12 protein-coding genes are annotated in these 13,490 nt (G+C 41.4%); 3 read left to right on the forward strand and 9 right to left on the reverse strand.

Annotated elements, in window-relative coordinates; genetic code table 11:
- Nucleotides 1-28: 28 nt before the first annotated feature.
- The 3 genes from pheS to D8862_RS03925 form a co-directional block, all read right to left on the reverse strand.
- On the reverse strand, nucleotides 29-1,075 hold the full coding sequence (pheS, locus tag D8862_RS03915; protein ID WP_125448771.1) for a phenylalanine--tRNA ligase subunit alpha: 1,047 nt from the start codon (nucleotides 1,073-1,075) through the stop codon (nucleotides 29-31).
- A gap of 271 nt (nucleotides 1,076-1,346) precedes the next feature.
- Complete coding sequence (locus D8862_RS03920; protein WP_042898807.1) at nucleotides 1,347-1,997, reverse strand: phosphatase PAP2 family protein; 651 nt, start codon at nucleotides 1,995-1,997, stop codon at nucleotides 1,347-1,349.
- On the reverse strand, nucleotides 1,987-2,550 hold the full coding sequence (locus tag D8862_RS03925) for an ECF transporter S component (protein WP_125448772.1): 564 nt from the start codon (nucleotides 2,548-2,550) through the stop codon (nucleotides 1,987-1,989). The genes D8862_RS03920 and D8862_RS03925 overlap by 11 nt, the downstream gene beginning before the upstream one ends.
- Nucleotides 2,551-2,587: 37 nt before the next feature.
- Between D8862_RS03925 and D8862_RS09865 the strand changes: the two genes are divergently transcribed.
- The gene (locus D8862_RS09865) at nucleotides 2,588-2,794 is read left to right on the forward strand and encodes a hypothetical protein (protein WP_472725565.1); all 207 of its coding nucleotides are present in this window, start codon (nucleotides 2,588-2,590) and stop codon (nucleotides 2,792-2,794) included.
- A 288-nt stretch (nucleotides 2,795-3,082) separates the two neighbouring features.
- Here the strand turns inward: D8862_RS09865 and D8862_RS03930 are convergent, their stop codons facing one another.
- Nucleotides 3,083-3,586 carry a tRNA (cytidine(34)-2'-O)-methyltransferase gene (locus D8862_RS03930; protein ID WP_125448773.1) on the reverse strand — a complete coding sequence of 168 codons (504 nt, stop codon included), beginning with the start codon at nucleotides 3,584-3,586 and terminating at the stop codon, nucleotides 3,083-3,085.
- 401 nt (nucleotides 3,587-3,987) lie between these two features.
- Between D8862_RS03930 and trkA the strand changes: the two genes are divergently transcribed.
- Both trkA and D8862_RS03945 read left to right on the forward strand, forming a co-directional pair.
- Nucleotides 3,988-5,337 carry a Trk system potassium transporter TrkA gene (gene trkA / locus D8862_RS03940; protein ID WP_125448774.1) on the forward strand — a complete coding sequence of 450 codons (1,350 nt, stop codon included), beginning with the start codon at nucleotides 3,988-3,990 and terminating at the stop codon, nucleotides 5,335-5,337.
- Between the two features lie 3 nt (nucleotides 5,338-5,340).
- Nucleotides 5,341-6,780, forward strand: a complete 1,440-nt coding sequence (locus tag D8862_RS03945) for a TrkH family potassium uptake protein (protein ID WP_125448775.1) — start codon at nucleotides 5,341-5,343, stop codon at nucleotides 6,778-6,780.
- An 88-nt stretch (nucleotides 6,781-6,868) separates the two neighbouring features.
- Here the strand turns inward: D8862_RS03945 and D8862_RS03950 are convergent, their stop codons facing one another.
- The 5 genes from D8862_RS03950 to D8862_RS03970 all read right to left on the reverse strand — a co-directional run bounded on the left by D8862_RS03950 (nucleotide 6,869) and on the right by D8862_RS03970 (nucleotide 13,353).
- Complete coding sequence (locus tag D8862_RS03950; protein WP_125448776.1) at nucleotides 6,869-7,798, reverse strand: ATP-binding cassette domain-containing protein; 930 nt, start codon at nucleotides 7,796-7,798, stop codon at nucleotides 6,869-6,871.
- Nucleotides 7,799-7,808: 10 nt separating this feature from the next.
- Nucleotides 7,809-8,876 (reverse strand): ABC transporter ATP-binding protein, encoded by a 1,068-nt coding sequence (locus tag D8862_RS03955; RefSeq protein ID WP_125448777.1) that lies wholly within the window; start codon nucleotides 8,874-8,876, stop codon nucleotides 7,809-7,811.
- A gap of 8 nt (nucleotides 8,877-8,884) precedes the next feature.
- Nucleotides 8,885-9,811, reverse strand: coding sequence for an oligopeptide ABC transporter permease OppC (gene oppC / locus D8862_RS03960; protein ID WP_084948444.1), 927 nt, complete (start codon nucleotides 9,809-9,811; stop codon nucleotides 8,885-8,887).
- A complete protein-coding gene (locus D8862_RS03965) occupies nucleotides 9,811-11,307 on the reverse strand; it encodes an ABC transporter permease (RefSeq protein ID WP_125448778.1) in 1,497 nt (498 codons plus the stop codon). The genes oppC and D8862_RS03965 overlap by 1 nt, the downstream gene beginning before the upstream one ends.
- A 66-nt stretch (nucleotides 11,308-11,373) precedes the next feature.
- Nucleotides 11,374-13,353 carry a peptide ABC transporter substrate-binding protein gene (locus D8862_RS03970; RefSeq protein WP_125448779.1) on the reverse strand — a complete coding sequence of 660 codons (1,980 nt, stop codon included), beginning with the start codon at nucleotides 13,351-13,353 and terminating at the stop codon, nucleotides 11,374-11,376.
- Nucleotides 13,354-13,490: the final 137 nt, after the last annotated feature.

The raw sequence follows: 13,490 nt of genomic DNA on the forward strand, positions 1-13,490 counted from the left end.
GTTTAGGACTGTGTTTCAGGTTTCAATCTTATTTAAACTGTTCTGAGAAACGGACATCCCCTTGGTAGAAGCCACGGATATCGTTGATTCCGTAACGGAGCATAGCTACACGCTCTTGTCCAAGACCAAAGGCAAAACCAGAGTATACTGTCGCATCAATACCACTCATCTCAAGGACACGTGGGTGAACCATACCGGCACCCATGATTTCGATCCAACCTGTTTTCTTACATACGTTACAGCCTTCTCCACCACACTTGAAGCAGGAAACATCCACCTCAACAGATGGCTCTGTGAATGGGAAATAAGATGGACGCAGACGGATCTGACGCTCTTCCCCAAACATTTTTTGCACAATCAACTGAAGCGTACCTTGCAGGTCCGCCATGGAGATGTTTTTCCCAACAACCAAGCCTTCAATTTGGTGGAATTGGTGACTGTGGGTCGCATCGTCCGTGTCACGACGGAAAACGCGTCCTGGTGAGATCATCTTCAAAGGACCTTTAGAAAAATCATGAGCATCCATAGCACGCGCCTGAACTGGAGACGTGTGAGTACGGAGCAGGATTTCTTCTGTGATATAGAAAGTGTCCTGCATATCACGAGCTGGATGGTCTTTTGGAAGGTTCATACGCTCGAAGTTATAGTAGTCTTGCTCCACTTCAAAACCATCCACGACTTGGTAACCCATCCCGATGAAAATGTCTTCGATTTCTTCACTGGTTTGAGTCAAAACGTGACGGTGACCAGTCGCAACTGGACGACCTGGAAGTGTCACATCGATGCTCTCGCTAGCAAGTTGTGCTTCAACTTTCTTTTCTTCCAAGAGTTTAGCCGTTTCTTCGAAGGCTGCTGTCAAAACATCACGAGCTTCATTGACGTGTTTCCCGATGACTGGGCGCATCTCAGCAGAAACATCTTTCATCCCTTTGAGGATTTCAGTAAGCGATCCTTTTTTACCAAGGACAGAGACACGCAAATCTTGCATCTCTTTTTCATTTTCAGCAGTAATCTGCTTCAAGCTAGCCAGCGTTTCTTCGCGAAGCGCTTTTAATTGTTCTTCAATAGTTGACATAATTCCTCCATCAGTCGCTCGTAGATAAAAAGAAAACCACATGTCAAAAACTCCACTCGGAGCGTTGACACGCGGTACCATCCGTTTCATCTAACAAGTCAGACCTTCATTTCTAAATCCATGCGCAAGTGAATTCACTCAGCTTTCATATAGAGAGCTTGCAGTCATGGCTCTCCTCCCTGATATACTTCCCTTGAGTTACTAGTCTTGCGGATTCCTATTCAATTACTACTTAGTTTATCAGATTTTTACCATTCTTGCAAGACCTATCTCACTTCTGCTTGCCTTTAAATCGCCATTGGAAGCGAAGCTTGTCATAGAAAGGAAATTCGATAAACAAGACTCCCAAACCCACACAGAAACTGGCAAGAACATCTGATGGGTAGTGAACTCCCAGATAGACCCTAGATAGAAGCACACTGACTAGGTAGAAGCCAAGGACGATTTGCACGATTTTTCTCCAAACCGGATCTTTAATCCGTTGACTGAGAATAACAATCAGAGTGCCTACCATCAAAGTTACAGCCAGAGAATGACCACTTGGGAAGGAAAATCCCTTCTCCTCTACCAAGTGTAAGATAGCTGGTCGTGGGCGCTGGTAGATGTTTTTAAAGGTCACGATTAAAAGACCGGCTAAGGCTAGATTGCCCGCCATGAAGTAGCTTTCTATCTTCCACTGCTTACGATAAAAGATAAAGGCAGCGATGGCAACCCAGGTGATAATCACTGGGATATCAATCAAATGCGTAAGGGCACGGAACAGAACTGTCAAATAATCTGGCAAGTCCCCACGAAGGGCAGTCTGAATCGGTTGATCAAAACCGACCAGCGTTTCAGGATAGAACTTAACCATATATCCAAGAAGGACGAAAAGTAAAAGGGCAAAACTGCCCTTCATTAAAAATGTTTGTTTATCTCTCATAATGTTTTAAGGTTGATTTCAAGAGGACGTATAACAACCAGAATGAAACGGCAAAGATTACACCTTCAATCAAGTTAAAAGGTAATACCATGGTCATTAGGTAGTTGGAAAGTCCCAAAATTTTTCCAATATCAAAGTTAGCAAACCGCGCGTACAAAGGAACAGCATAGACATAGTTGAGAATCAACATCGCTGAAGTCAATCCTATAGTTCCCACTAGAGATGCTAGTAGGAAACGAAGGGTGCTACGTTCCTTTTTCCAAATTAAACCAAAAGCGATAACAAAAACTCCCAAGGCTACGATATTCATTGGCAAGCCAATGTAGGTATTCACTCCCTGGCTATTCAGAAGCAACTTCAAGAGTGATCGAAGCAAGAGAATCCCTAGAGCAGCAGGCAAATCCATCACCACCAAGCCCACAAGGACTGGCAAGATACTAAACTCGATCTTGAGGAAGGTCGCCGCTGGCAATAGCGGAAAGTCAAAGTACATCAGCACAAATGAAATGGCTGATAAAATCGCAATGGTCGAAAGTCGACGTGTGTTTGTCATAACAGGTTCCTCCAATTTTCTATAAAATCAGAAGAAGTTGGAAAGGATCCCTCTATCTATTCTCACTTTTTATATCCCAAAAGTTCCCCCTCACTCTATTGAGCAAGCGGTTGCAATTATCTATAAACTCATCAGAACAGACAAAGCTATTCTTTCGTCTTCTCCCATCCAGACTATACTGTCGGTTGTGGAATCGCACCACATCAGCTTGCGCTCGCGGACTTCTTTAAGGGAAAGGAAATAGAGATTTTTCTTTTAAACTAGGCGACAAGCTGTAGGCATAACTTCCAGTTAGGCAAAGCTTGTCAACAAAGTTTTAAAGGAAAAAGTTTTTCCTAATGATACTCAATGAAAATCAAAGAACAAACTAGGAAGCTAGCCACGGGCTGTACTTGGGTACGGCAAGGCGAAGCTGACGTAGTTTGAATTGGATTTTCGAAGAGTATTAAAGTCACCGCCGGTCGGGAATCACACCCAGCCCTGAAGACCCTTTAATCTTAACAAAAAACGCTTGCAAGTGCAAGCATTTTGATTATTTCAATTTATCTGCTTCATAGGTGTGAACGAGTTCCAAACCTGCGAAATTCTGCTGACGAAGCGCTTCATAGACAATCATGCAGACCGTATTGGAAACATTGAGGCTGCGGACGTGTTCATCGTTCATGGGAATGCGGAGTGCTTTCTCAGGATGTTCTCTCATAAAGTCCTCAGGTAAGCCCTTATCTTCACGTCCGAAGAGAAAATAATGGTCTTCGTCAGTCGATAAATCTGCCTCAGAGTACACCTTCTCTGCAAATTTCGAAATCAGATAGACTTGCCCTTTTATCTGAGACATAAAGTCTGCCAAGTTATCATAAAAATGAATCTCTAACTTGTCCCAATAATCCAAACCAGCTCGCTTCATCTTGCGATCATCGATAGGAAAGCCCATAGGCTTGATGATGTGGAGGGGAGAATTGGTCGCAGCGCAAGTACGCGCAATGTTACCAGTATTTTGTGGAATCTGAGGTTCAAATAAAACAATGTGATTTGTCATAATTGGCTTCCTTTTATCATTGCAAAAAAATAGCCACACTGCCCGGAGTCAAGCTCAGCAAACAGCGTGGTTAAGGCATCGTTAACTTACCTCACAACAGGTTTGAAGTAAATCAGCGAAACTACTTTCTTAGTATAACACTTTCAGAATCAATGTCAATAGAAACGACTTGATTTTTTTACTTTTTTTGATGATATTTTCATGTTCGGCCATTCCATTTCCGAAAAGGGATAGTAAAAGAGTAAAATCGCTTCATCCGAGAGATTTTTTTATAGAAGATAAGCAGATTTATCTTCAGAAACTTGAAAAAGGCCTTTCTTCCCTTAAAAATCGGCTTGACAAGTGCATTTTTTGCTAAAAAAGGGTATGATAGTTACATCATGAAAAAGTAGGTTTTTTATATGAAAATTGTCCTTGTTGGTGGAGGAAAAGTCGGTTTTGCCCTCTGTCGTTCACTAGTTGCAGAAAAACATGACGTTGTCCTCATCGAGCAAAATGAAGCTGTACTGAACCATATTGTCAGTCGCTTTGATATCATGGGCCTCCTTGGAAATGGTGCCGACTTTACTATCTTAGAGCAAGCCGGTGTCCAAGAGTGTGATATCTTTATCGCTCTAACTGAATACGATGAAGTGAATATGATTTCAGCGGTACTGGCTAAAAAAATGGGCGCTAAAGAAACCATCGTTCGAGTGCGAAATCCTGAATACTCTAATACCTATTTTAAAGAGAAAAATATTCTTGGATTTTCACTTATCGTTAATCCAGAACTCTTAGCAGCCCGTGCCATCTCAAATATCATCGATTTCCCTAATGCCCTCTCAGTTGAGCGTTTTGCTGGAGGCCGTGTCAGCCTAATGGAGTTTGTTATCAAAGATTCTAGCGGGCTCTGTCAAATGCCAATCTCAGACTTCCGTAAAAAATTTGGCAACATCATTGTCTGTGCTATGGAAAGAGACCATCAACTCATGATTCCAAGTGGTGATGTCACTATCCAGGACAAGGATCGGATTTTTGTTACAGGAAATCGTGTGGATATGATGCTTTTCCACAACTATTTCAAATCACGTGCAGTGAAAAGCTTGCTTATCGTTGGAGCTGGAAAAATCGCTTATTATCTACTTGGCATTTTGAAAGACAGCCGCATCGACACCAAGGTCATCGAGATCAATCCTGAAAGAGCTCGTTTCTTCAGCGAAAAGTTCCCCAATCTCTATATTGTCCAAGGAGATGGAACTGCAAAAGATATTCTGCTTGAAGAAAGTGCTCCCCACTATGATGCAGTCGCAACCTTGACTGGGGTTGATGAGGAAAATATCATCACCTCTATGTTTCTTGACCGTGTTGGCGTCCATAAAAATATCACCAAGGTCAACCGAACAAGCCTTCTAGAGATTATCCACGCGCCTGATTTTTCAAGTATTATCACACCAAAAAGCATCGCAGTGGATACCATTATGCACTTTATCCGTGGTCGAGTAAACGCTCAGTATTCAGACCTTCAAGCCATGCACCATCTAGCAAACGGTCAAATTGAAACCCTGCAATTCCATATCAAGGAAGCTAATAAAATGACTGCCAAGCCACTTTCGCATCTAAAATTAAAAAAAGGTGTTCTCATCGCAGCCATTATCCGAAAAGGAAAAACAATCTTCCCTACTGGAGAGGATATGCTTGAGGTGGGAGACAAGTTACTCGTGACGACCTTATTGCCAAACATCACCAAGATTTATGATTTGATTGAGAGGTAAAAAATGAATAAAAGTATGATTCGTTACCTCCTCTCAAAACTTCTCTTAATTGAGGCTGTTCTCCTTCTAGTACCTGTTGGTGTAGCAACCTATTACCAAGAATCCAGTCAAGTATTTATCGCTCTCTTTTCTACGGTTGGAATTTTAGTCCTTCTCGGTGGTCTAGGCGTTTTACGGAAACCGAAAAATCAACGGATTTATGCCAAGGAAGGGGTCTTAATTGTTGCCCTCTGTTGGATTCTATGGTCTTTCTTTGGTAGCCTCCCTTTTGTCTTTTCAGGACAAATCCCAAGCGTCATCGATGCCTTCTTTGAAATCAGTTCTGGATTTACAACGACTGGTGCTACTATCCTAACAGATGTTTCCGTTCTCACTCGTTCCCTCCTCTTCTGGAGAAGTTTCACCCACTTGATTGGAGGGATGGGGGTGCTTGTTTTCGCACTTGCTATTATGGACAATGCCAAAAATAGTCACTTAGAGGTGATGAAGGCTGAGGTTCCTGGACCTGTCTTTGGCAAGGTCGTATCCAAACTAAAAAACACTGCCCAGATCCTCTATCTGCTTTATCTAGCTCTCTTCTCCCTTTTTGTGGTTATCTACTACCTAGCAGGCATGCCTCTCTATGATAGTTTTGTCATCGCTATGGGAACAGCAGGAACTGGGGGCTTTACCGTCTATAACGACGGAATTGCCCACTACGGTAGCTCACTCATCACCTATCTAGTTAGTATCGGAGTGTTGGTTTTTGGGGTTAACTTCAATCTCTACTACTACCTCATGCTCCGTCGGGTTAAGGCTTTCTTTGGAGATGAAGAACTGCGGGCTTATGTGATTATTGTCCTAGTGTCTACAGGCTTGATTACCCTCAACACCCTCCACCTCTACCAAGGTGTCTCTAAGAGTGTTGAAATGGCCTTCTTCCAGGTTTCCAATATCATCACGACAACAGGTTTTGGTTACGGAGATATTACCAACTGGCCTCTCTTCTCCCAGTTTATCCTCCTCTTCCTCATGGGAATCGGTGGATCAGCTGGCTCAACCGCAGGTGGTCTCAAAGTGATCAGAGGACTCATTCTCTCAAAAATCGCAAAAAATCAGATTTTGTCTATCTTATCCCCTCACCGTGTTTTGACTCTACATGTCAACAAAACTGTGATTGACAAGGATACCCAGCACAAGATTCTTAAATATTTTGCCATCTACGTGATGATTATACTCTCTCTCATCTTTATCGTCAGTCTTGATAGCAATGATTTTCTAGTCGTGACCAGTTCGGTCTTCAGTTGCTTTAACAATATCGGACCTATTCTAGGTACAACCTCTAGTTTTGCCATCTTCAGTCCCATCTCTAAAATCCTGCTCTCATTTGCAATGATTGCAGGCCGCTTAGAGATTTACCCAATTTTGCTACTCTTTATGAAACGCACTTGGTCTAAACGTTAATTATAATACAATTCCCCTTTTACAAGCTAGTAAAAGGGGATTTTTTCTATTAAAAATGAGAAGACCTTTCGGTCCTCTCCTAATCTGTTTATTTTTTAAGAGCTTCCTTGTAACGAGCAAGTTCTGCTTGATTGGCCCAAACATAGTGACCTGGACGAATTTCCACCATAGATGGCTTATCTGTCTCATAGTCATGTTGATCAGGATCGTAAACTTTCAAGACCTTCTTGCGTTCCAAGATTGGATCTGGAATCGGTACAGCAGATAGAAGGGCTTGAGTATATGGGTGGACAGGATTGTTAAACAACTCCTCTGTCTCCGCCACTTCGACGATAACTCCCTTATAGATAACCGCGATACGATCTGAGATAAAGCGAACAACTGACAAGTCATGTGCGATAAAGAGATAGGTCAAGCCCAACTCTTTTTGGAACTTCTTGAGCAAGTTCAAAACTTGCGCACGCACAGATACGTCCAAGGCAGAGATTGGCTCATCTGCAATAACGAAATCAGGCTCCATCACAAGGGCACGGGCAATCCCGATACGCTGACGTTGACCACCAGAAAACTCATGTGGGTAACGGGTCAAGTGTTCTTTCAAAAGCCCAACTTCATGAATCATCTTTTGAACTTTTTCTTTTCGATCTTCTTCATCTTTGAACAAGTGATAGTTGTAAAGACCTTCAGAGATGATATAGTCAACTGTCGCACGCTCATTCAAGCTAGCTGCAGGGTCCTGGAAAATCATCTGGATACGACGAATCAAGTCTGATGATTCCTTGTGAGATTTTTTCCCATTAATTTTCTGCCCATCAAAGATAATCTCTCCTTTACTGGTATTATTTAGACCAATAATGGCACGACCAATCGTTGTTTTCCCACTACCAGACTCACCAACAAGAGAGAAGGTTTCTCCCTTGTTGATAAAGAAGTTGGCGTTTTTAACCGCGACAAACTTCTTACTTCCTTCACCGAAGGAAATTTCTAAATCTTTAATTTCTACTAATTTTTCAGACATTTCCTTCCTCCTAGTCTTCTAGATGAGCAAAGCCCATTTTATCACGAATCTTGCCATGCAAATCTGCAATGACCCCAGGTTTTTCAACTTTAGGAGCATTCTCATGAAGCAACCAAGTCTTAGCCCAGTGAGTATCAGTGACTGAAAACTGAGGTGCTTTCTGTTCAAAGTCAATTTGCATCGCATAATCTGAACGAAGAGCAAAGGCATCACCTTTCAACTCAGTATAAAGAGACGGTGGTGTTCCTGGAATAGAGTACAATTCCCCTTTATCATCAGCAAGCTGAGGCAAGCTAGACAAGAGACTCCAAGTATAGGGATGACGTGGGTCGTAGAATACTTCCTCAACGGTTCCGTATTCTACAATTTCCCCAGCATACATAACCGCTACTTTATCGGCAATACTTGCTACCACACCAAGGTCATGGGTGATAAAGATAATGGTAAAGTGGTACTCGTTTTGCAAAGTTTTAAGCAAATCAATGATTTGCGCTTGAATGGTTACATCAAGAGCCGTTGTTGGCTCGTCACAGATCAAGATATCTGGACGACATGCAAGGGCAATCGCGATAACGATACGTTGACGCATCCCTCCAGAATATTGGAAAGGATACTCGTCAAAACGTTTTTCAGCGTCTGGAATTCCGACCTTGTTCATATAGTCGATTGCCATCTCTTTGGCTTCCTTGGCTGTTTTTCCTTGGTGTTTAACGATAACTTCAGTGATTTGGCTACCGATTGTATTGATTGGGTCCAAACTTGTCATAGGGTCTTGGAAGATGGTCGCAATTTTAGCACCACGAATCTTCTCCCATTCCTTGTTAGAAGTCAAGGCTGTCAAGTCTTGTCCACGATAGTCGATACTTCCTTGGGCAATACGTCCATTGTCTTCTAACATCCCTGTAAAGGTTTTTGTTAATACAGATTTACCAGAACCTGACTCTCCTACCAAGGCAAGAACTTCTCCCTCAATAAGGTCCAGAGAAACTCCTCGGATAGCCGTCAGAACTTTGTCACGAACGTCAAATTCCACGACAATATCACGAGCAGTCAAAATTACATTATTTTCTTTTGTCATGTCTACTCCTATCTATGTGTACGTGGATCACTAGCATCCGCTAGGTTTTGACCAACAACAAAGAGAGATAGAGATACCAAGATCAAGGTTGTCAATGGAATCCAGAACAAGTAAGCGTTGGTCGTAACGTTTTGTGAGTAATCTGAGATCAAGCGTCCCAGACTCGGCACTGTTACAGGCAATCCCAATCCAAAGAAGGAAAGGAAGGCTTCATAAGAGATGAAGCTTGGCAACATCAAGGTCATCGTAGAAACAATAACGGATACCAATTGTGGCATGATATTTTTAACGATGATTTTAAAGGTTGGTGTCCCAAGTGTTTGAGAAGCAAGGTTGTATTCCAAGTCACGGTAACGCATGATTTGGATACGAATCATATAAGCAATCCCAATCCAAGTTGTCACACTCATGGCAAAAATCAGATTCCAGAAACCAGCACCGATTGAGTAAGTCAAGACAATGACAATCAAGAGAGATGGAATGTTTGAAATAATGTTATAAACTTCCATCATGACACGGTCAACAGATTTTGAAATTCCCCAAATTCCACCAACAATGACCCCAATTACAAGGTTGATAAAAGTGGCAATTACAGAGATAAGGATAGAGTTACGCGCACCAAACCAAACCCCATCAAACAAGGATTTACCATTACTATCTGTACCAAACCAATGTTCGGCATTGGGCTTGATAAAACGAGCGCTAAAGTCATTCACCTTACTTACATCGTTGAAGTCAAAATCTGAGAACATTGGATAAATAAAGCTCATCAAGATAATGGCAACCAAAATCCCCAACATAACGACTGTTGATTTTTTCTTTAGAAACTGTCTAAATACAGAACCCCAGTATGAATAGGCAGGGGCGTCAATTGTTTCAGAGGCAAAATCGTCACGTTTTACGAACTGAAATTTTTCTTTTCCGATTGTTGACATTATTTGCCTCCTTTCTCTGTCAATTTAATACGTGGATCAAGCATGGTCATCCAGATATCTCCTACAAAGAGTGAGAAGATAGAGATACATGTAAAGATAAAGACAAGACCAACTACCATTGAGTTGTTTGATGCCTTAACAGAGTCAATCAACATTTTACCCATACCTGGGAAGGCGAAGACGGTTTCTGTCAATGTTGCACCACCGATAACCCCGATAACGGCACCAGGAATACCTGAAACCAAAGGAACCATGGCATTTTTAAAGATGTGTTTGTTTGAAATTTCTTTTTCAGACAAACCTTTTGCACGCGCAAAACGAACAAAGTCTTGAGATTGCAAGTCAATCATATAACGACGGATCCAGATAGCCGTACTTGGTGCTCCTAGCAAACCTAGAATAACTGCTGGCAAGACATAAGAACGCCAATCTCCAGCACCCAAGATAGGGAATGAGTCTGGAAGCCCGATCGAAGATCCAATCAAGCGTACGATGTAAACCAAGGCAATCGTTGGAAGAGCAAGCAAGAAGGTTAGGGCACCTGTAGAGAAGCTGTCAATCCAAGTATTCTTGTGGCGAGCCATAGCAGAACCAAGAGGAATTGCGATAGCATAAGAAATAATCAAACCGATCAAACCAGCAACAGCCGAGCTTGCAATCATTGATGGATATTGATAATTGCTTTCTGTAGCTGTATATGGATCGTCTTTACCATAGTTAGCTACCTCACGCGCATCTGCTTGACTTGGCGACTTGTAGGTACGAGAGTAAATATCTACAGAGGAAGTCTTTTTACCCGTAGGGAATTGAACTTCCGATGTCTTAGTTTGTCCTTGACCTTGTGTGATAACTTGAAGCACTGGTGTGTTCGCATAAGTTGGGTAAGAGTCTCCCAAGTTAATGTTCACAAAGTTTTGGTGTACAAATGGGAATTGATTGTTGAAATACAAAAGGTATTTATGTTTTGTACCTGAACCAACCAATGACCAACCAATAGCAGGGTCATTTTCAAAACGAAGATAGCGTTCCAAGTTTGGATTTTCAGGGTCTTGAATCTTGTTTGTATGATCAATGTCGAGCAAGTTCGAGTAGAATTTGAAAACACGTTCAAAAATCGGAATTTCACGCGTAGCATAGAATTGACCACTTTCTGAGAATACACCGAGTGTCCAACCATTACCGAGTTGGTTGATGTATTTTTCGTAGATTGCCTTGTTAGTCTCATTGGCATCCACTGTTACAGATGAGTCCATTGTGCTCGCTTTTTCTTGCAACTCCTTGGTATCGTAGTACTCAATATAGCCCATCCGCTCATAAACGGTATTTTCGTAGTTATCCCGTTTATCTGGCGTCGTTGCAATCTTGTTATAGTTGGTATCCTGCTTGAAAATCAGTTTTCGAGGAACCATCGTATAGATAATCGTGTAGGTCAAGGTTGTCACCAAGAAGATAGACACCAATGAACGCAATACACGCATAAAAATATATTTCTTCATATCGTTTCCTTTTAAAATCCCAAAAGAACCTTCTCCTCATGGAGAGAAAGTTCTCTTGAGAGTTATTTATTTAACGTGATTAGCCAATTCTTTTTGAACTTTTTCGTTTGATTCTTTTTTCTCTTTGAGCCATTTCTCACGAGCTTGTTCATAGTCAGCTTTGGTTACAACCTTGTCTTGCAACTGAATATACTTGAAGTATACATCTGAGCCTTTATCTCCAGATTGGCTATATGATGCAGAGAATGGCACAACACGAGAAATGATTGGTGCAGCACCACTTGATGACATAGCTGGTAAGAAGAGTGAGCTATCTGTCAACCAAGCTTGTGCAGCCGCGTATTTTTCATAACGAACATTCAAGTCACTTGTTTCTTTAGCAGCTTCATCAACTAGCTTATCGTATTCTTTCAAACCAACTTGAGCTGCTGCAGCATTATCTGCGCCTTCGTAACCCATGTATGTTTTTGTTTGTTCAGCATTCGTTGTCTTCAAGATATCAAGGTAAGTTGATGGATCTTCGTAGTCAGGGTTCCATCCAACAGCACCTGAGAGATCCCAATCTTCTGCCGCTGCGCTAGCCGCGTAGTAAGTAATATTCTGTAGTTCATCTGCTGTGATTTGTTGGATATCGATAACCACATTATCTTCACCAAGTACTTTTTCAACGGATTGTTTGAAAGATTGGATACGTGCGATATAGTTTTTAGAAGTTTGGTCTACTGGGATATCCAAGTGGATAGGGAATTTCACACCTTCAGCTTCCAATGCAGTTTTAGCTTTGGCAAATTCTGCTTTAGCTTTATCGGCGTTGAAGAGTCCATCTTGACCATCAGCAAAGTTTACGTTCTTCCATTCATCACCATAAGCAGCCATCTTTTCAGTTACCAAGTCACCGAAAGTTTTTTCACCTGCAGAGACAAACCCTGGTTTCACAAAGAGGTTACGAACTGCAAGAGGAGCACCTTCTTTACCATTAATTTGTGCTGAGTAAGAAGTACGGTCAAAGGCAAAGTTCAAGGCCTGACGGAAATCTTTGTTAAGAAGAGCTTTCTTAGTAGAAGTCTTCTCTTCGTCAGTTGTCTTAGAAGTGTATTTGTAACCTTGACGGTCAATATTCACGCCCAAGCCACCAATACCAGGTCCTGATGGAGTGTAGTAAATGTTGTCTTTGTAAGTCTCTTCTACTTTAGAGTAGTTTGAACTTGTTGGGTAAAGACGAGCATAGCTATAAGCTCCACTTGTAAAGTTACGTTCAATTGACTCTTGGTCTGACCCATCATAGAAAGCAAGGGTTACTTTATCAAGATGAACATTATCTTTATCCCAATAGTTTTCATTCTTCACAAATTCGATAGATGACTTAGCAGTCAAACCTCTCAGCAAGAATGGTCCATTGTAAAGCAAGGATGTAGGGTCAGTTGCTTTACCAAAGTCAGCCCCTTTTGATTTTTCAAATTCTTCGTTCAATGGCCAGAAGATTGAGTAGGCCAACTTAGAATTCCAGTATGGTTCTGGTTTATTCAAAGTGTATTCAAGGGTATAATCATCAACTGCCTTCACACCGACTGAAGAAAAATCTTTATTGTTTCCAGCAATATAGTCAGCTAGACCTTTAACTGAATCTTCTGCTAGATACTTAGCTGCTGATTTATTGTCAGCTGCGTGTTTCAAACCATTTACAAAGTCCTTAGCAGTAACTTCAGCGTACTCTTCTCCATCAGATGTCATCCATTTGACACCTTTACGAATCTTGTAGGTATAAGTCAAACCATCTTTTGAGACTGACCAGTCTTCTGCAACTGCAGGAGTCAAATTCCCATATTTGTCATTTGTGAAGAGACCATCGATACCATTTGAAGTGGCAACCTTAGTACTTTGTTTCCCTGAGATCAGGTAATCCAATGTTTCCGGATCAGCTGTATAAACATAACCATAATTTTTTGGTGCTGTTGAATCAGATGATTTTGAAGAACCGCAAGCAGCTAGTACTCCAGTTGCTAATAAAGCAACCCCTGCTGTAACAAATATTCTACTTTTTTTCACGTATGTAACTCCTCTTAAAAAATTTAGGCTTATTGATAATTATACCATAGATTTCTCAAAAAGTAAACGAATTTTCAGAATATTTAGGCGTGTACCCACAAAAAACTTTCATTTATCAAGTTTCTTTATTCTTTGTT

This window comes from Streptococcus oralis, from assembly GCF_003942585.1.
GTDB lineage: Bacteria > Bacillota > Bacilli > Lactobacillales > Streptococcaceae > Streptococcus > Streptococcus oralis_BE.

Coding starts and splice junctions, on each gene's coding strand:
- pheS (WP_125448771.1), bottom strand. CDS start 1,075: ATGTCAACTATTGAAGAACAATTAAAAGCGCTTCGCGAAGAAACGCTG.
- D8862_RS03920 (WP_042898807.1), bottom strand. CDS start 1,997: ATGAGAGATAAACAAACATTTTTAATGAAGGGCAGTTTTGCCCTTTTA.
- D8862_RS03925 (WP_125448772.1), bottom strand. CDS start 2,550: ATGACAAACACACGTCGACTTTCGACCATTGCGATTTTATCAGCCATT.
- D8862_RS03930 (WP_125448773.1), bottom strand. CDS start 3,586: ATGACAAATCACATTGTTTTATTTGAACCTCAGATTCCACAAAATACT.
- trkA (WP_125448774.1), top strand. CDS start 3,988: ATGAAAATTGTCCTTGTTGGTGGAGGAAAAGTCGGTTTTGCCCTCTGT.
- D8862_RS03945 (WP_125448775.1), top strand. CDS start 5,341: ATGAATAAAAGTATGATTCGTTACCTCCTCTCAAAACTTCTCTTAATT.
- D8862_RS03950 (WP_125448776.1), bottom strand. CDS start 7,798: ATGTCTGAAAAATTAGTAGAAATTAAAGATTTAGAAATTTCCTTCGGT.
- D8862_RS03955 (WP_125448777.1), bottom strand. CDS start 8,876: ATGACAAAAGAAAATAATGTAATTTTGACTGCTCGTGATATTGTCGTG.
- oppC (WP_084948444.1), bottom strand. CDS start 9,811: ATGTCAACAATCGGAAAAGAAAAATTTCAGTTCGTAAAACGTGACGAT.
- D8862_RS03965 (WP_125448778.1), bottom strand. CDS start 11,307: ATGAAGAAATATATTTTTATGCGTGTATTGCGTTCATTGGTGTCTATC.